Here is an 18,493-nt window from a genome sequence, read left to right as displayed (position 1 = left end):
GGGCTTGCCGAGACATCCGGCTATTCGACGGGGTCGCGGCAAAGCGCCCACCGGTGCAAGTTCGTGCCACAGCACCGCGTGTCGGACATTATGCTGGCACCAAACACAGGATTTCGCTCGCACCAAAAGGTTCCGTATCGGAACCGTGGGTCCGTCATTGGAAATGCCGGCTGGCGCAAATGCATGCGTTCGGGTCGCCCAGGACCTTTCAACAGCACGCCGAAACTGATCTAAATTGCCCAAGTATTGCGCGGAGAATGCGAATGTCGGACCAGATCACATTTACCCTTGACGGCAAGACAGTGACCGCCGCCCCTGGCGAGACCATTTGGGAGGTCGCGCACGGGCGTGGCCTTGTGATCCCGCATCTGTGCCACAAGCCGCAACCCGGCTATCGCTCTGACGGCAACTGCCGCGCCTGCATGGTGGCGATCGAGGGGGAACGTACGCTCGCAGCGTCCTGCATCCGTGAACCGATTGACGGGATGGTCGTGACCACGGACCAGCCGCGCGAGGTGCAGGCCCGGAAAATGGTGATGGAATTGCTTGTTGCGGATCAGCCGGAACAGGCCGTGGCCCACGACAAATCATCTCATCTGTGGGATATGGCCGCGGGCCAGGATGTGACCGACAGCCGATTTCCCGCGATGGCAGGTGACCACATTCCATTGCTTGATGACAGCCATGTGGCGATGTCCGTCAACCTTGATGCCTGTATCCAATGCGGCCTTTGCGTACGCGCATGTCGCGAGGTGCAGGTCAATGATGTGATCGGCATGGCGGGGCGCGGTCACAATGCATATCCCGTTTTCGACATGGATGATCCGATGGGCGCGTCATCCTGCGTGGCCTGCGGCGAATGCGTGCAGGCCTGCCCGACCGGTGCGCTGCTTCCCGCAACGGTGACCGATGAAAACCAGCACGGCGACACCCAAGATTACGATAAGGAAGTTGAAAGCGTTTGCCCATTCTGTGGTGTAGGTTGTCAGGTCTCGTTGAAGATCAAGGACGACAAGGTCAAATTCGTCGAAGGCATCAACGGCCCGGCCAATGAGGGACGGTTATGTGTGAAGGGCCGCTTTGGCTTTGACTACATCCATCACGAACATCGTCTGACCGCCCCGCTGATCCGCCGCGATGATGCTCCGGCCAAGGGGTTGAATGTTGATCCCGCGCATTGGGAAACCCATTTTCGCGCGGCCACCTGGGACGAGGCCCTTGATGTCGCAGCAAATGGGCTGGCCCGCATCGGCGGCAAGGGGGTCGCCGGTTTTGGGTCTGCAAAATGCACCAATGAAGAAGCGTATCTGTTTCAAAAGCTGATCCGCCAAGGCTTTGGCCACAACAACGTGGATCACTGCACCCGCCTGTGTCATGCCTCGTCCGTGTCGGCCTTGATCGAGAATGTGGGCTCTGGCGCTGTTACGGCGACGTTCAACGAAATTGAAAACGCTGATGTGGCCATCGTGATTGGCGCGAACCCAATTGAAAACCACCCCGTTGCCGCCACCTATTTCAAGCAGTTCACCAAACGTGGTGGCAAATTGATCGTGATGGACCCGCGTGGCCAAGCCTTGAAACGGTTCGCCTCACATATGTTGCAGTTCCGTCCGGGTGCCGATGTGTCGATGCTGAATGCGATCATGCATGTGATTGTCGAAGAAGAACTTTACGACCAGCAGTATATCGCGGCCTATACCGAGAATTGGGAGGCAGAGAAGGCGCATCTTGCTGATTTCGCCCCCGAAAAAATGGAAGGCATCTGCGGCATTCCTGCTGACACGTTGCGCGACGTGGCACGGACATTTGCGGGTGCGAAATCAGCGATGATCTTTTGGGGAATGGGCGTTTCGCAGCATATTCACGGGACAGACAATTCCCGCTGCCTGATCAGCCTGGCCCTGATGACCGGTCAGATTGGGCGTCCAGGCGCGGGCTTGCATCCGCTGCGGGGGCAAAACAATGTCCAGGGTGCGTCGGATGCGGGCCTGATCCCGATGTTCCTGCCGGATTATCAGCCTGTGGGCGACGATGGCGTCCGCTCTGCGTTCGAGGAGATTTGGCAGGAAGGTCAGATTGACCCCAACAAGGGGCTGACCGTGACCGAGATCCTGGATGCCGTGCATGATGGCGACATTCATGGCATGTATATTCTGGGCGAAAACCCGGCCATGTCGGACCCTGATGTGGAACACGCCCGCGAGGCATTGGCAAAGCTGACCCATTTGGTTGTGCAGGACATCTTTATTACCGAAACCGCCAATTATGCAGACGTGATCCTGCCGGCCTCGGCCTTTGCTGAAAAGACCGGAACAGTGACAAATACCAACCGTCAGGTGCAGATGGGCCGCCCGGCCGTGTCACCCCCGGGGGATGCAAAGGAAGATTGGTGGATCACCGTCGAACTGGCCAAACGCCTGAACCTTGGCTGGACATACACCCATCCATCAGAGGTGTTTGCCGAGATGGGACGGTCGATGAAATCGCTGAGCAACATCACCTGGGATCGGCTGGAAAGCCAGAATGCGGTGACCTATCCCTCGCTCTCGCCCGAGGATCCGGGCCAGCCAATTGTGTTTGGTGATGGGTTCCCGCGCCAGAATGGCCGTGCCCGCTTTACCCCCGCGAATGTCATCGCGCCTGATGAGACGCCGGATGCAGATTACCCGATGATCATGACCACTGGGCGTCAGTTGGAACATTGGCACACTGGGTCCATGACCCGCCGGTCCAAGGTGCTTGACGCGGTGGAGCCAGAGGCCAATTGCTCGCTTCATCCATCCACGTTGCGCCAATTGGGCGTCGCACCGGGGGGCATGGTTCGGCTATCAACCCGCCGCGGCAGTATCGACATCATGGCACGGGCTGACCGGGCTGTGGCGCCCGATATGGTATTTGTTCCATTTGCCTATGTAGAGGCTGCAGCCAATGTTCTGACGAACCCGGCTATTGATCCTTATGGCAAGATACCCGAGTTCAAGTTTGCAGCTGTGCGTGTCGAAAAGATCGACACGCCAGTCGCCGCCGAATAGCGCCGGGGGCTAGTTATGGCGTTGGTTGCGCTGTACCGATGAACCCACCCGTAAAGACGGTGGTGTCACTATGCCCCTGGAAGGCCCCGATGACCTCGTCACTGCCAACCTGACCGATCAGCGCGCCAGTCTGGTCAGTCCATCGGACTGTGCCGGACATACCAGTGCCGTTTTCATCCAGCACCCCGTCGACCGAGAATTGGTCAGCGCTGCCCGTGAGCGTGTTGGCGCCGAAATCGGCGGTCAGTTCAATCTGCCCGTTCTGGCCGACGCTGAACGCATGCACCTGCCCATCCGTCTCACCGATGCCGACAAGTGCGCGCACAATGAAATTGGCATCATAGCTGATTGACCCCGAATCGGGCTGTGCCAGAACGGTGGTTGTGGGCAGGATACCGGCCGCCGCACCAAAGCCGCCTTCGATCAGCGGGCCAATTGTGTTGGCGTATCCGTCACCTTCGGCGTTGTGGTTGGAAAAGCTGCGCGTCAGCGGGCCAACGACAAATCCGGCATCCGTTTTGCCGTCAACAGGCGTTCGGAAGGCTGATTGGGCCGTCTGTGTTGTTATTGTTTCGGTGGTTGTCGCGCAGGCAGAGACGCTCAACGCAAGCAAAGAAATTGCACAATATTTGTAGAACATTTTACCAATCCAATACTTAAGGGCCAAAAATACCACCCTTACGATGACAAAATAATGCCACATTTAAGGTGGTTGTCGCAACCGTGACGGTATTTTGCGGCACCAATAATCCCAATATGTGACTTTTGGGCTCGTTTCGTTAACAATTTGTTCTTGTGTAATCGCGAGCTGTCCTGCGGTCTGTGTCGAAATGCACGTTTGGCCTGTTTTCGACATTTGACCTGCAAATTTCCCGCAAAGAACGCGGCTTCGGCAGTTAATTGAACGCTTGTTCAAAAAAAGATTGACCTGCGACGCCTCTACACCACAATATACGACAAGCAGGGATCGCGAGGAGGCGACTCGCCTGCACAGATCGCGCTGACAACGTTCAGCAAGGGAGGATAAACCAATGCCCGAAGCCGCAACGCGGGGACTTGCATCTATTCCTGCGCTTCTTGCTCGGAATGTTGCTGCGCATGGCAACAAGCCTGCCTATCGCGAAAAGGAATTCGGGATCTGGCAAAGCTGGACATGGTCCGAAGCTGCTACTGAAATCGACGCATTGGCCTGCGGTTTTCTGTCCCTTGGTGCCGAAATCGGCGATCACATCGCCATCGCCGGGCGCAATCGGCCTGCCTTGTATTGGGCAATGGTTGCCGCCCAGCGGATAGGCTGCGTTCCCGTCCCCCTTTATGCTGATGCTGCGGCAGAAGAGATTGCCTATGCCCTGGATCATTGCGGCGCCCGTTTCGCCGTTGTCGGCGATCAGGAACAGGTGGACAAGATCGCCGATGTTCGCGAAACGCTGACCGCACTGGAACATGTCGTCTATCTCGATGGGCGCGGTTTGCGTAAATACGACCATGCCGCGATGACAAGCTATGCCGCCTTGCAAGAGGCGGGCCGCAAATCAAACCACATGGACGAGGTGACGCGGCGCAGCGATGCCCGCGGTTACGACGATACCTGTGTGATGTTGTACACATCAGGCACAACCGGTCGCCCCAAGGGCGTCGTGCTGTCCAACCGGAATGTGATCGAGACCTCCAAGAACTCTGCCGAATTCGATAGCCTGCAGCCCGGGGACGAGGTTCTGGCCTATCTGCCGATGGCCTGGGTCGGTGATTTCATCTTTTCGATCGGGCAGGCGATGTGGACAGGTTTCTGCGTCAATTGCCCCGAAAGCGCCGAGACCATGCAGACTGACCTGCGCGAGATCGGCCCGACCTATTTCTTCGCACCACCGCGCGTCTTTGAAACACAACTCACCAACGTCATGATCCGCATGGAAGATGCCGGTCGCTTCAAGAAATGGCTGTTTGATCGCTATATGGCTGTCGGCCGCCGCATCGGACCTGCATTGCTTGACAAGGAACCTGTCAGCACACTGGACAAGTTGCGCTATCGTCTGGCGGACTTGTTGATCATCGGCCCACTGAAAAACACGCTGGGCCTAAGCCGTGTCCGCGTTGGCTATACCGCGGGCGAGGCGATTGGCCCCGAAATCTTTGATTTCTATCGCGCGCTGGGCATCAACCTCAAACAGCTTTACGGCCAAACCGAGGCCACTGTTTTCATCACCCAACAGCCAGATGGCGAAGTTCGGTCAGATACGGTTGGTGTTCCAAGCCCCGGTGTTGAACTGAAGATCGCGGAGAGTGGTGAAGTTTTCTATCGGTCGCCGGGTGTCTTTGTCGAATATTACAAGAATGCCGAAAGCACCGCGTCAACCAAGGATGAAGAAGGCTGGGTCGCGACAGGTGACGCAGGCTTTATCGAGGAAAGCAGCGGACACTTGCGGATTATCGACCGTGCCAAGGACGTGGGCAAAATGGCCGATGGTGCGCTGTTTGCCCCGAAATACGTCGAAAACAAGCTTAAGTTCTTTCCCAACATATTGGAGGCCGTCGTTTTCGGCGCCGGACGGGATTTTTGCACGGCTTTCATCAATATTGATCTGACGGCGGTCGGCAACTGGGCCGAACGCAACAATATCGCCTACTCCAGCTATCAGGAACTGTCACAACACCCGCAGGTCCTCGACACGATCCAGGGCCATGTGGCGGACGTCAACGCGTCTGTTGCACAGGATCCAATGCTGGCAGGCTGCCAAATTCACCGTTTCCTTGTTCTTCACAAAGAACTCGACGCCGACGATGGCGAAATGACCCGGACGCGCAAAGTACGGCGTGCCGTGATTGCCGATAAATTCGGCGATCTGATTGATGCCCTCTATGACGGGCGCGGCGAGGTCTACACCGAGACGGAAGTTACCTATGAGGACGGGCGCAAGGGCAAGATTACTGCGACACTTGACCTGCGTGATGCGGTTGTCGCGCAACAGCGCGTGGCCGCCGAATGACGCAAGATGATCGCATAACGCCACCCGGGCATACGCGACCTCCCACGCGCTCGGGCCCGTCCTCAACCTCGCGCCGCGATTGGGCACTCAAACGGCTGCTTCCGTCGCCCATGGCCTGGACCGTTCTGGCGCTGGTGGCCGGTACGGTCTGTGTTGCAAGCGCCTTTGGCTCGGATCCGCAGACAGACGTATGGTTGATTATCGCGATAGGTGCAGTGGCGTTTCACGACGCGTACCGCACAGATGAAACCAAGCCAATCAGGCATGTCAGCCTGATTGGCATCGGCGAGTTGATCGGGCGTGGGTTTCGCGCCGGCCTTGCAAGCTGTCTGGCAAGTTTGCCGGGCTTGTTGCTGGGTCTGAAATTGCGCGATCTTCTGGCAAATACACAGCAGGTGACCCCATGAATGCACAAGCGCCCTTTGTCACGCCGGATGGGCGTACCATTGGCGATGTTCTGATGGATATGCGCAATATCACGCTGCGCTTTGGCGGCGTCGAGGCCATCAAGGATATCTCTTTTGACATCCGCGAGGGTGAGATCAGGGCGATCATCGGCCCCAATGGTGCTGGCAAATCGTCAATGCTGAACGTGATCTCGGGTTTCTATAACCCGCAAGAAGGCGAGGTCTGGTTTCGCGGGGCCAAGCGTCCGCCGATGAAGCCCTATCAGGTCGCCCGCCTCGGCATTGCCCGGACGTTTCAGAACATCGCCCTGTTTGAAGGCATGTCCGTGCTGGACAATGTCATGACCGGCCGGCTGACGCATATGAAAACCGGGATGTTCAGCCAGGCGCTCTGGATGGGCAAGGCGGAACGTGAAGAGGTGCAGAACCGCGAATTTGTCGAGAACATCATTGATTTCCTCGAAATTCAGGCGATCCGGAAGACGCCGGTCGGACGGCTGCCCTATGGTCTGAAAAAACGGGTGGAGCTGGCCCGCGCCCTGGCTGCAGAACCAAAGCTGCTTTTGCTGGACGAACCGATGGCCGGCATGAATGTCGAGGAAAAAGAAGACATGAGCCGATTTATTCTCGATGTGAATGATGAATTTGGCACCACGATTGCCTTGATCGAGCACGATATGGGCGTCGTGATGGACCTGTCTGACCGGGTCGTCGTGATGGATTACGGGCGCAAGATTGGCGATGGCACCCCCGATGAAGTGCGCAACAACGAACAGGTGATCGACGCCTATCTGGGGGTGGCGCATGACTAGACCAAACGCAAAACCAGCCATGGGCAACGCCCCAGCAACGGAGGCATATGATGTCTGCTGATTTCCTTTATGGCATTGAAGTTGTGATCAACGGCCTGATGGCAGGCGTGCTCTATGCCCTTGTGGCGCTGGGCTTTGTGCTGATTTTCAAGGCCTCCGGCATCTTTAACTATGCGCAAGGGGTCATGGCATTGTTTGCCGCGCTGACCCTTGTTGGCATCATGGAAGGGCAGGTTCCTTTCAGCCACCTGATCAACGCGATTTTAGGGACGGAAATTCACCATTTCGGGTGGGAGGTCCCGGCGCTTTTGGCCATCCTGTTGACCCTTGTCGTGATGATATTCTTTGCCTGGGCCGTGCAGCACTTTGTCTTCCGGCATCTTGTGGGGCAAGAGCCGATTATCCTGTTCATGGCCACAATCGGTCTGGCTTATTTCCTTGAGGGCGTCGGCGATCTGATGTGGGGGTCCGACATCAAAACGCTGGCCCTTGGCCTGCCGCAAGGCGGCTCGCTGGTGGTTGAGGAATGGACCGCCGGCCTGGGCGGCGATGATTTCTACGGGTTCTTCATCGACCAGCTGGATATGATTGCAACGGTTGTCGCCCTTGTTCTGGTGCTGGGTCTCATCGGCTTTGCCCAATATACCAAGCAGGGCCGCGCGATGCGTGCGGTTGCGGATGACCATCAGGCCGCATTGAGTGTTGGGATTTCCCTGAACTACATCTGGGTTCTGGTCTGGTCGCTGGCAGGTCTTGTGGCGCTTGTCGCCGGGGTGATGTGGGGCGCAAAATCGGGGGTTCAGTTCTCGCTTTCACTGATTGCGTTGAAGGCGCTGCCCGTACTCATGCTGGGCGGCTTTACGTCGATCCCCGGCGCGATTGCAGGGGGGCTGATCATTGGCGTGGGCGAGAAGCTGTTCGAATACACCATCGGCGCACCGTTCCTTGGGGGCGCGACCGAGAACTGGTTCGCGTACATGCTGGCACTGATCTTTCTGGTGTTCCGGCCGCAGGGTTTGTTCGGGGAGAAGATCATTGAACGGGTTTAGGCACGCCTTGTGGGTCTTGGTTTGTGTGCAATTGCCCACACTTTCACTGGCAGACGGCTTTACTATGGACATTCCATTTGAGGAATTACTGCTACGAAGGGGCGATAATTATGCATTCCAACTCGAAGTTGGTGAGCGGGGAATGGTAGGCACAATACCTTTCTGTCAGAAAGACGGGGTTCTAATGATGTCCCGGTTCGAAAAAGTAAGTGACCCGGACTTGCAGGATGATGGTTTGCCAACAAACGCGTTCATGGTCACGCGGCTGGCGGGAGATAGATTTAGCGCCGATTTCTTCCCGAAACCGGGTAACGCAAGCGACCCAAATGTTTCGGATCCTATTGAGCGCACAGTCGCCTTGAGAAGCTACATCATCAGGTACAGCTTTCCCAGTTGCGAATTTATGTCATCTGCGGCGCCGACCAAAGACAGTGAAATATTCTTTCGGGTCGCTGAGTTGAACGGATTTAGCAGCCTCAAAGAACTATTTGGAGAGGAATAAATGCTCTACCGTGAAGCCGGAGATTTCAAAACCTCCTACCATGCCGACAACCAGACCTTTCCGATCAAGTTTGATCGCGTCGGGTTCTGGGTGACGATGGCCATCGCATTCCTCGTCATTCCATTCATGATCAATGACTATTGGGCAAACGCGATTTTCGTGCCCTTCCTGATCTACGCGGTTGCGGCGATCGGGTTGAACATTCTGACAGGCTATTGCGGGCAGGTCAGTCTTGGAACCGGTGGGTTCATGGCGGTAGGGGCCTATGCTTGCTACAAGCTGATGACAGCCTTCCCGGATGTCTCAATCGTCATCCACATCGTCCTTGCGGGCGGGATTACCGCGGCAGTGGGGGCTGCTTTCGGCCTGCCCAGTTTGCGGATCAAGGGGTTCTATCTTGCGGTTGCCACGCTGGCCGCGCAATTCTTTCTTGTCTGGCTCTTTAACAAGGTATCGTGGTTCTACAACTACTCTGCCTCTGGCCAGATCAACGCGCCAGAACGCTTTGTTGCGGGCGTCGCCGTCACCGGCCCGAATACCGCCCCTTGGGCACAGTATATGATCTGTCTGGTGTTTCTGACCGCTTGCGCGCTGCTGGCCCGTAACCTGACACGCGGGACCATCGGCCGATCATGGATGGCGATCCGGGATATGGATATCGCTGCCGAGATCATCGGGGTGAACCCGCTCAAGGCCAAGCTTACGGCCTTTGCGGTGTCGTCCTTTTTCATCGGGATCTCCGGCGCGCTGTTCTTTGCGGTCTATCTGGGTGCTGTGGAAGTGGGCGAAGCATTCGGCATTCAGAAATCATTCCTTGTGCTATTCATGATCATCATCGGCGGACTTGGCAGCATCTTCGGCAGTTTTGCCGGTGCGGCGTTCCTTGTGCTGCTGCCGGTTGCGCTGAAGGTGATCGGTGTTGATCTTCTGGGTTGGCCCACGGACCTTGTGGCGCATTTGCAGCTGGTCATCATTGGTGGTTTGATCATGTTCTTCCTGATCAAGGAACCGCATGGGCTGGCGCAGCTGTGGCGACTGGCAAAAGAAAAACTGCGGCTCTGGCCGTTCCCTTATTAAGACCAAAGGCGGGGCAAACCCCGGCGACATTTCGGAAAAAACCTATGGGAGGATAAAACCGATGAAAATGAAGAGACTGGCCGCAATGGCCATGGGCGCCATGGTGGCGGCCGCACCAGCGATGGCCGATCTGGTCATCCCGGATCTAAGCTATCGCACTGGCCCCTATGCGGCGGGTGGCACTCCGTTCTCGGACGGGTATCAGGATTACTTTGCCCTGCTGAACGCCCGCGATGGCGGGATCGGCGGCGAGGCGGTCCGGATTGTCGAATGCGAGACCGGCTACAACACCGAAAAGGGTGTGGAATGCTATGAATCCACCAAGGGCGAAGGCGCATTGATTTATCAACCGCTTTCAACCGGGATCACCTACCAGATCATCCCAAAAGCGACCGCTGACCAGATCCCGATCCACACCATGGGCTATGGCCGGACCTCGGCTGCGAATGGTGAAGTGTTCAACTGGGTGTTCAACTACCCTGCGAACTACTGGGATGCCGCATCTGTGGCGGTGAACTATCTGCTGGATGAGAATGGCGGATCGCTTGATGGCAAGACCATCGCGCTGGTCTACCACAACTCTGCCTATGGCAAAGAGCCGATCCGGACGCTTGAAGCCTTGTCTGAAATGCATGGGTTCGAACTGTCGCAACTGGCCGTTGATCACCCGGGCCAGGAGCAGAAATCGCAGTGGCTGCAAATCCGCCGCGAACGCCCTGACTATGTGCTGATGTGGGGCTGGGGCGTGATGAACCAGGTTGCCGTGCAGGAAGCCGCCAATATTGGTTTCCCGATGGAAAACTTCATCGGCAACTGGTGGGCCGGTGCTGAACATGACGTGACCCCTGCCGGTGATGCGGCCAATGGCTATAAGTCGCTGAACATGAACCGTGTGGTGGATTACCCTGTTCTGGCTGAAATTCAGTCCATGGTTCACGACGCCGGCAACGCGGCTGGTGACGGGTCCAACCTTGGTTCGGTGCTGTATGTCCGTGGCATGTATGCCGCCATGTTGGCTGCCGAAGCGATTGCCAAGGCGCAGGAAATCCATGGTGAAGCTGACGTGACCCCTGCGATGGTCCGCGACGGCATGGCCGCACTCGAAATCACCGAGGCGCGGATGGGCGAGCTTGGCATGGCCGGAATTGGGCCAGAGTTCTCGGTCAGCTGCCAAAATCACGGTGGGTCCGGCCAGGGTCTGGTGCAACAGTGGAACGCTTCTGCTGGTGTATGGGAGCCGCTGACAGACTTCATCGCACCCGACAAGAGCGTGATTGAACCGCTGATCGCCGAGGATTCAGCCGCCTTTGCCAGTGAAAACAACATCACACCCGGTTGCCTGTGATCTAAAACAGTGTTCGGGCGGCACCTTCGCCGCCCGAACCAGCCGATTTGCGCAAGGGCTTTTGGGCAAATGCCAATTTTCCGTATCATTCCTCTGGTTTTTTGCTGCCTCTTGGCAGCGGGCTGTACCGTGGCCCGACCAACAGGTGCGCAATGCGTCGCCCCGACGGATGAAAGCAAGCAGTTTGCGCCGGTCCTTGTCGGGCAGTCCGCGGCCGAGATGGCCACCGTCGACATGGCCACAACAGCAATGCAGCAAGCTGTCAGTCAAAGCAGCGCTGGGCCGGTCACTGTCCATGTTTTGTCATTGTCGTCGGGCGGCCAATATGGGGCCTTTGGGGCCGGGTTCCTGCGGGGCTGGTCGGAAAACCCTGTCACACCGCGCCCGGATTTCGACCTTGTCACCGGGGTCAGCACAGGGGGTTTGCTGGCCCCGGTTGCCTTTGCCGGTGCGGCCTTTGATCCGATATTGGATACATATCGCGGGATCGCCCAGGCCGATGTCTACCGAAACTACCCACCACTCACGATCCCTTTTCGCCCCTCTGTCGCGTCAACGGCGCCATTGCAGCGTCTGATCAACAATCAATTATCGGATGAACTGATCGACACGATTGCCGCGCGCCATACGAATGAAGGCGCCCAGCTACTGGTCTCGGCTGCCAATCTGGACACAACGGAAAACCGGATATTCAATCTGACTGATGTGGCGTCAAGCCCGACATCGGCCGCCATGCGCCGCAACTGCCTGACAGAGGTGTTGCTGGCATCGGCTGCTGTTCCGGGCCTGTTTGCGCCGCGCCAGATTGGTGGCGAGCTTTACGCCGATGGCGGCTTGCGTGATCATGTGTTCTTCCGTGCGGTTGAAAGCGCACGGGCGCAGGTTGCGCGCGATACCGGCCGGGATTTGCGGGTCGAGGCCTCGGTTATCGTCAATGGCGCCTTGCGCCGTCCGGGTAGTCCCGCGCCAGATACACTGACGGGGTATTTCGCGCGCTCTGCTGAAATACTGGCCGACGAGGTTCTGCGCGATTCAATTGCCGAAACTGTCGCCTTTGCGCAGGGCCGCCCGCATTGGCGGATCAAAGGCGTGTTTGCCGAGGTCGACCTGACCGCCGCAGGCTGTGCCGCATCCCAGGCAAGTGGGACGATTGATCCTTGTGTGACGACGGCCCTTTTTGACGCGGGTCGAACGCTTGCCGCGACCGCACCGATTAACTGGAAATCTGCCCAGGACCTTCGTCAGAAGGCGGGTGAACTATAGGAGCCGTAGATGTTGGATACTGCTGAGACGAAGACGGAGACCCTGCTTGAGGTCAACAATATCGAGGTGATCTATAATCACGTGATCCTTGTGCTGAAGGGCGTTTCACTGAATGTACCCAAGGGCGGGATTACCGCCCTGCTGGGGGGCAATGGGGCGGGCAAGACCACAACCCTCAAGGCGATCTCGAACCTGCTGCATTCCGAAAGAGGCGAGGTCACCAAGGGGTCGATCATCTATCGCGGCGAGCGCGTGCAGGATCTGTCGCCCGAAGCATTGGTCAAGAAAGGCGTGATCCAAGTGATGGAAGGACGCCATTGTTTCGAACACCTCACGGTTGAGGAAAATCTGTTGACCGGCGCCTATACCCGTCGCGATGGGGGCGGTGCGGTCAGCGCCGATCTCGATATGGTCTATACCTATTTCCCCCGGTTAAAGGAGCGCCGCAAAAGTCAGGCGGGCTATACGTCAGGGGGTGAACAGCAGATGTGTGCCATCGGCCGCGCCCTGATGTCCCGACCTGAAACGATCCTGCTGGATGAACCATCCATGGGCCTTGCCCCGCAATTGGTCGAAGAGATTTTCACCATTGTGAAGAACCTTAATGAAAACGAGGGCGTTTCCTTTCTGCTTGCCGAACAGAACACCAACGTGGCACTGCGCTTTGCCCATCAGGGTTATATTCTGGAAAGCGGACGCGTGGTGATGGAAGGCCCTGCGGCCGAACTGCGAGAGAACCCCGACGTTAAGGAATTTTACCTCGGCATGTCGGATGAAGGGCGCAAGAGCTTTCGTGATGTGCGCAGCTACCGCCGGCGGAAACGCTGGTTGGCGTGATCTATGTGCGCCGGCCCCATCGCCGCGCCTGACAAACCTGGAATTTATCGGCGTTGCGCAACTTCGATCAGGTTATCAAGCGCTTGCGTAATCAGAAATGGTGGCCACCCATTTTGCGTGAAATATTGGGTGATCGCCGCAATCTGCTCGGCATCGTTTGCATTCCGCGGAGGATCCAGATTGGCCAATTTCAGCGCCGAGATAAAGGTCATCTTGCGATGATCCTTGCCATTGGACCGCCGCGCCAGTTCGACAAGCGAATTGGTGTTGGTCTTCTCGAAAGTACGCCCATGACTTTGGTTGATTTCAGATACAACCGCCTCGACCCGGACGAAAAAGCCTTGGGGCGCACGGGCGCGATTGAAGATGTGGTCGACATCGTAAAGGTCCTTGCCGGCCATATCCACATCGGGACCATAGACAAGCGCGATGAAATCGAAAAAGGCCGCCCTGTAGGCCTCGTAGCTTTTGGGAACCCAAAGCGATGATCCGTGTGGGCCGGACTGGTCCCAGATCACCGGACCCCGCCGTCCGGGTAAGGCGCGCAACGTACCACCACCATAGGGGGTTACGGTCAGCTTGCCTTCCAGATCATCGGTCGCGGTCAACGGCGGCACATCATCAAGGTGGAATTTGTTCAACAATGTGCGGCACCGGGCCGTCAAGATGTCGGACAGGGTTGGCATATTGTCGGCTCCTTGGTGGCTGCACGCATAGATTGATCCGATCGGCCCGGAAATCGCAACCCTTCCGACATTCTGAATTCTCAAATCTGCCCGCTATTGAATATCACAAGCGGCGGAACCTATTTTTCTTGCGTGGGTTTCGCCATGGTGGGTGCAACCGACACTGGGGGACATCATGACGGCCTATTACGATGACTTGGAAACACGCTCGGCGGATGCGCGTGCTGCGGATCACCTGGCGCGGCTAAAGGTGCTGATTGCCATGGTGCAGGACCATGTGGGGTCGTGTTTTCCGGCGGGCGACGTAACCGACCTGTCTGATCTGGCTAAATTTCCCGTTCTGCGCAAGTCGACCCTGCATGACTGGCAGCAGACCAATCCGCCCTTTGGCGGCGTGGCCATGGGCGACTTTACACATGTTTTCCAATCCCCCGGACCGATCTACGAACCCGGTGGGTCGACCCATGACTGGTGGCGCTTTGGCCGGTTCCTGCACGCATGCGGGATCGGCAAGACGGACATCGTGCAGAACTGTTTTGGCTATCACCTGACCCCTGCCGGCAGCATGTTCGAAAATGGTGCACGGGCCGTGGGCGCAAAGGTATTGCCGGCAGGCACGGGCCAAACCGCGTTACAGGTGCAGGCCGCCAAGGATATTGGCACGACGGCTTATGCAGGGACGCCGGATTACCTGAAGGTTATTCTTGAAAAAGCGGATGAGATGGGCGTCAAGCTTGGCCTCACCAAGGCGGCGGTTTCGGGCGGCGCGCTGTTTCCCCAGCTTCGCAGTTATTATGCGGATCGCGGGATTGACTGCCTGCAATGCTACGCAACCGCCGATCTGGGCCATCTGGCCTACGAAACCATGCCCGGCGAGGGGATGGTGGTTGATGAAGGGGTCATCATCGAAATTGTCACGCCCGGCACCGGTGATCCGGTCGCGGCGGGCGATGTTGGCGAAATTGTCGTTACTTCGCTGAACCCCGACTATCCCCTGATCCGCTTTGCAACTGGCGATATGAGCGCAGTGATGGAAGGGTCCAGCCCCTGTGGCCGCACAAATATGCGGATAAAGGGATGGATGGGCCGTGCCGACCAAACCACCAAGATCAAGGGCATGTTCGTCCGGCCCGAGCAGGTCGCCACGCTTGTCACCCAAACTGGTGCCGACCGTGCGCGCGTGATCGCGGATCGTGACGGTGATGCAGATAAGATGATCGTACAGCTGGAAGGGGCCGACCTGGACCAAAACGCCGCTGCAAGCGCCGTTCAATCTGTCCTGAAATTGAAGGGGGAGGTGACCTGCCATGCGCCCGGCACCTTGCCCCGTGATGGGCTGGTGATCGAAGATCGCCGCACCTACGAGACATGAAGACCAAAGGAGACGCAACATGCGCATCACGATCCTTGCTGCCGCACTGGCAGCCACCGCTTTCCCACTGGCCGCGCAGGATGCCGCCCTGTTGTTGGGCGTCGAACGGTACGAAGAGTTTCGCAGACTGTCCGGCGGCGATGATCTGCGCGCAGCCGATGATGCGCTGACCGATGCGGGCTACGATGTTGAAATGGCGATTGATGCGGATGGCCGCGCGATGCTGCCGCAGATCAACCGGTTTGTTGCTGGTGCGGACGAGGCGGGCAGGCTGATCGCAGCCTTGTCCGGCAGGTTCTATACTGATGGTGCGCGTACGTGGCTGTTGGCCGCCGATGCGCGCCAGCCATCCCTGTTCGGGATGGGCGATACGGCGGTGTCCATCGACAGTCTTTTGCAGGTTCTGGCACAGACCCCCGGGCAGGCGTTGTTGGTGCTTGGCGTTGACAGCGGCGATGATGATGCCATCGGCAATCTGCTGAATGCAGGTCTTGGTGATCTTGAGGTCCCGCAGGGTGTGTCCGTTGTGATTGCAACGCCAAACACCGTTGACGACCTGCTTGAGGAAGCAACACGCCCCGGTGCGGATATTGCCGCATATGTGCGTGACAACCGGCGGATGCGCATGATCGGTTACCAGCCAGCCCGGCTTGTCCTGCAGGCCGAGGACAGCGCCACACCTGCCCCCGCCCCGACGCCCCGCCCGACCGAGGATCCAAGTGCGGCGGCCTGGGCAGCCGCGCGGCGTGCGGATACCGCAGATGCCTATCGCGACTTTCTGTTTGACTACCCCGGCAGCCCCAATGCGGCAGAGGCCCGGCGCCGGTTGGATGATATCGAAAATGATCCCGTGCGTCTGGCCGAGATCGCCGAAGATGCAATGAACCTGACGCGCAATGAACGGCGTGCCATCCAGCGTAACCTGACAATTCTTGAATATAACACCCGTGGTGTTGACGGCATCTTTGGACCCGGCAGCCGGGGTGCGATCCGTAACTGGCAGCAGCGCAACGGGTTTGAGCAGACCTCGTTTCTGACCCGCGAACAGATCAACCGCATTGACGCTCAGGCCAGCCGTCGCCGCGCCGAGATCGAAGCGGAAGAGGCGCGCGCGCGCGAAGAGGCGTTGCGCCTTGATCGCGCCTATTGGGACGAAACCGGCGCACGTGGCGACGAGGCCGGATATCGCGCCTATCTCAACCGTTATCCCGAGGGGATATTTGCCGGCGAGGCGCAGGCCAAACTTGACGAAATCACCGGTGCTGCACGCGAACGCGAGGAAGAGGCCCAACGCCAGGCCCAGCAAGAGCAGGGAAATGCCGCCCAAGAGCAAGAGCGCCGGCTAAACGTCAATCCCGTCTTGGCCCGCCTGATCGAAAGCCGCCTGGATCAGCTTGGCTTTAATCCCGGTCGGGTGGATGGCCGGTTTGATCGTGACACACGTGGCGCAATCAGCCGTTACCAATCCAATCGGGGCCTGCCCGCGACGGGCTATCTTAGCGAACCGACGCTTGCGCGGCTGCTTGCTGATTCATTCGGGCGGTGATCACGGCGTCGCTGCAGAGTTGTAGCGGCAATGTTGAAAAAAGGCGCATATTGCCTGGCAAAGGGTTTGGCCAAGGCGCAATTTGTTGAATTAATCCAAGCGCCTTTCGTCGCCCAAGATGATCGGCGCTTGGGTGCTGTCTAACAGACAAGGATCGGGCAGGCACGAGATGGCCATCTGCTTTGGGCGTTTGCCTGATGCGGGGCCGTCTTTGCGTTGCATGCGCTGAATGATGCCGAACGGCACCTGTCAGACGGATCGCGTCATCTTTGGGTTGCGATTATGCCAATCCGCTGCATAAATCCATGCCACGCGACCGGATTGGCCACATTATTGCCCAATCCCGGCCTCAAACTAAGAATTTACACCACGTAGCCGACGATATCAGAAAGATGGGATACTAAGATGACATTTTCAGAAGCTGTGAACACATGCTTGCGCGAGAAATACGCAACCTTCAAAGGACGGGCGCCGCGCTCGGAATATTGGTGGTTCTTCGTGTTCTACATGTTGGTTCTACTCGTCCCGATGCTGCTTTTGGTGCTGATCGGTGGCGGCATGTCAATGATGGACCCGACGACAGGCCAGGGCGGCTTGAACATCATCGGGACGATCCTGATGGTCGTCATGGGTATCGCGATGCTTGCGATGATCATCCCGTCCATCGCGGTTGTTGTGCGCCGTTTCCACGACCGGAACATGTCCGGCTGGTGGTATCTGGGTCTGATCGTTGCGGGTTTCATCCCATTCGTCGGGATCCTTGCAAGCCTCGCCATTCTGGTCTTGATGTGCCTGAAGGGCACAGATGGTCCAAACAACTTTGGCCCCGACCCGTTGAAGGGTGACGCGGACGTTTTTGCCTGATGCGAATGTTAGGCCGGTGCGCTTGGGCGCGCCGGTTTCTTCTTGGTTTTGCGTTTGCGACTGCCGCCGGTTTGGTTTCGGCGCAAGACCAGACAACCTACCTGACACCGGAACGCGACCCTGACAGCGCCTATCTTGCGGCTGTCGACGGGCGTGGTGTGTCCACCGATGTCCGCTATGTGGACGAGACCGACCGCGACTTGCTGGAAAACAATGTCGAGGCCGCGCGTGAACCCGGGCGACCTGTCAACTTTGACGGGGATGGTCTGGGCACATTCCTTGTCGTTCTTGTGGTCGCGGGATTGTTGTTTCTGTTCCTCAAGTTCGGCGCTGGCGGTGCGCTTTTGCGGGCCGATCCCAACGCCACCAAGAAGCCCCGCAAACGGGCGCGGGCTTGGGGCCTGACCGCGGCAGAGAAGTCAGCCGCAGATATATTGGCGCAGATCCGGGCGATGGCCTCGCGTCGTGATGCATTGATCCTTTTGCTGCGCCACTGCCTGTTGCAAGCCGCCGACGAGACCGAGACGAATTTCAAACGCTCGGATACGGAACGCGAAGCCTTGTCACGCCTGCCGCAGAAATGGCGGTTCTACACGCAATTGCAGGGGCTGATGTTCCAGACCGAACTTGTCCACTACGGTGGCCGCGAGATTGCTGACGATGCCTATGAAACGGCCCTGCAGAACGGTGCCCGCATTTTGATGGAGGCACGTTAGA

At 57.8% G+C, this 18,493-nt stretch carries 16 protein-coding genes; 14 read left to right on the top strand and 2 right to left on the bottom strand.

Features of this window, described 5'->3' with window-relative positions; translation table 11 throughout:
• Positions 1 to 263 precede the first annotated feature (263 nt).
• Positions 264 to 3,032, top strand: coding sequence for a formate dehydrogenase subunit alpha (fdhF, locus tag AABB31_RS13445; protein ID WP_342077655.1), 2,769 nt, complete (start codon positions 264 to 266; stop codon positions 3,030 to 3,032).
• Positions 3,033 to 3,045: 13 nt separating this feature from the next.
• On the opposite strand, the gene AABB31_RS13440 is transcribed toward fdhF, so the two are convergent.
• Positions 3,046 to 3,645: a hypothetical protein gene (locus tag AABB31_RS13440; protein ID WP_373634860.1), complete on the bottom strand. Its 600-nt coding sequence runs from the start codon at positions 3,643 to 3,645 to the stop codon at positions 3,046 to 3,048.
• 418 nt (positions 3,646 to 4,063) lie between these two features.
• On the opposite strand from AABB31_RS13440, the gene AABB31_RS13435 reads away from it, so the two are divergent.
• From AABB31_RS13435 to AABB31_RS13395, 9 genes are all read left to right on the top strand, one after another.
• Entirely contained in the window at positions 4,064 to 6,016 is a 1,953-nt protein-coding gene (locus tag AABB31_RS13435; protein WP_342077657.1) for an AMP-binding protein, read from the top strand.
• 110 nt (positions 6,017 to 6,126) lie between these two features.
• A complete protein-coding gene (locus AABB31_RS13430) occupies positions 6,127 to 6,423 on the top strand; it encodes a hypothetical protein (protein ID WP_342077658.1) in 297 nt (98 codons plus the stop codon).
• Positions 6,420 to 7,235 (top strand): ABC transporter ATP-binding protein, encoded by an 816-nt coding sequence (locus AABB31_RS13425; RefSeq protein WP_342077659.1) that lies wholly within the window; start codon positions 6,420 to 6,422, stop codon positions 7,233 to 7,235. The genes AABB31_RS13430 and AABB31_RS13425 overlap by 4 nt, the downstream gene beginning before the upstream one ends.
• Positions 7,236 to 7,285: 50 nt before the next feature.
• Positions 7,286 to 8,284, top strand: a complete 999-nt coding sequence (locus AABB31_RS13420) for a branched-chain amino acid ABC transporter permease (protein WP_342077660.1) — start codon at positions 7,286 to 7,288, stop codon at positions 8,282 to 8,284.
• Between the two features lie 64 nt (positions 8,285 to 8,348).
• Positions 8,349 to 8,786, top strand: coding sequence for a hypothetical protein (locus tag AABB31_RS13415; protein WP_342077661.1), 438 nt, complete (start codon positions 8,349 to 8,351; stop codon positions 8,784 to 8,786).
• Positions 8,787 to 9,863 (top strand): branched-chain amino acid ABC transporter permease, encoded by a 1,077-nt coding sequence (locus AABB31_RS13410; protein ID WP_342077662.1) that lies wholly within the window; start codon positions 8,787 to 8,789, stop codon positions 9,861 to 9,863.
• 61 nt (positions 9,864 to 9,924) lie between these two features.
• A complete protein-coding gene (locus AABB31_RS13405) occupies positions 9,925 to 11,208 on the top strand; it encodes an ABC transporter substrate-binding protein (protein ID WP_342077663.1) in 1,284 nt (427 codons plus the stop codon).
• Between the two features lie 129 nt (positions 11,209 to 11,337).
• Positions 11,338 to 12,471, top strand: coding sequence for a patatin-like phospholipase family protein (locus tag AABB31_RS13400; protein ID WP_342077664.1), 1,134 nt, complete (start codon positions 11,338 to 11,340; stop codon positions 12,469 to 12,471).
• 9 nt (positions 12,472 to 12,480) lie between these two features.
• Positions 12,481 to 13,308 carry an ABC transporter ATP-binding protein gene (locus tag AABB31_RS13395; protein WP_342077665.1) on the top strand — a complete coding sequence of 276 codons (828 nt, stop codon included), beginning with the start codon at positions 12,481 to 12,483 and terminating at the stop codon, positions 13,306 to 13,308.
• A gap of 44 nt (positions 13,309 to 13,352) precedes the next feature.
• Here the strand turns inward: AABB31_RS13395 and AABB31_RS13390 are convergent, their stop codons facing one another.
• Entirely contained in the window at positions 13,353 to 13,994 is a 642-nt protein-coding gene (locus AABB31_RS13390) for a hypothetical protein (protein ID WP_342077666.1), read from the bottom strand.
• A gap of 175 nt (positions 13,995 to 14,169) precedes the next feature.
• Between AABB31_RS13390 and AABB31_RS13385 the strand changes: the two genes are divergently transcribed.
• From AABB31_RS13385 to AABB31_RS13370, 4 genes are all read left to right on the top strand, one after another.
• Entirely contained in the window at positions 14,170 to 15,366 is a 1,197-nt protein-coding gene (locus AABB31_RS13385) for a phenylacetate--CoA ligase family protein (RefSeq protein WP_342078831.1), read from the top strand.
• 19 nt (positions 15,367 to 15,385) lie between these two features.
• Positions 15,386 to 16,912 carry a peptidoglycan-binding domain-containing protein gene (locus AABB31_RS13380; RefSeq protein WP_342077667.1) on the top strand — a complete coding sequence of 509 codons (1,527 nt, stop codon included), beginning with the start codon at positions 15,386 to 15,388 and terminating at the stop codon, positions 16,910 to 16,912.
• Between the two features lie 405 nt (positions 16,913 to 17,317).
• The gene (locus AABB31_RS13375) at positions 17,318 to 17,776 is read left to right on the top strand and encodes a DUF805 domain-containing protein (RefSeq protein ID WP_342077668.1); all 459 of its coding nucleotides are present in this window, start codon (positions 17,318 to 17,320) and stop codon (positions 17,774 to 17,776) included.
• A 5-nt stretch (positions 17,777 to 17,781) separates the two neighbouring features.
• On the top strand, positions 17,782 to 18,492 hold the full coding sequence (locus tag AABB31_RS13370; RefSeq protein ID WP_373634858.1) for a hypothetical protein: 711 nt from the start codon (positions 17,782 to 17,784) through the stop codon (positions 18,490 to 18,492).
• Position 18,493: the final 1 nt, after the last annotated feature.

It is taken from the genome of Yoonia sp. SS1-5 (genome assembly GCF_038443705.2).
GTDB classification, from domain to species: Bacteria; Pseudomonadota; Alphaproteobacteria; order Rhodobacterales; family Rhodobacteraceae; genus Yoonia; species Yoonia rhodophyticola.
This window is presented reverse-complemented; position numbering and strand designations above follow the sequence as displayed.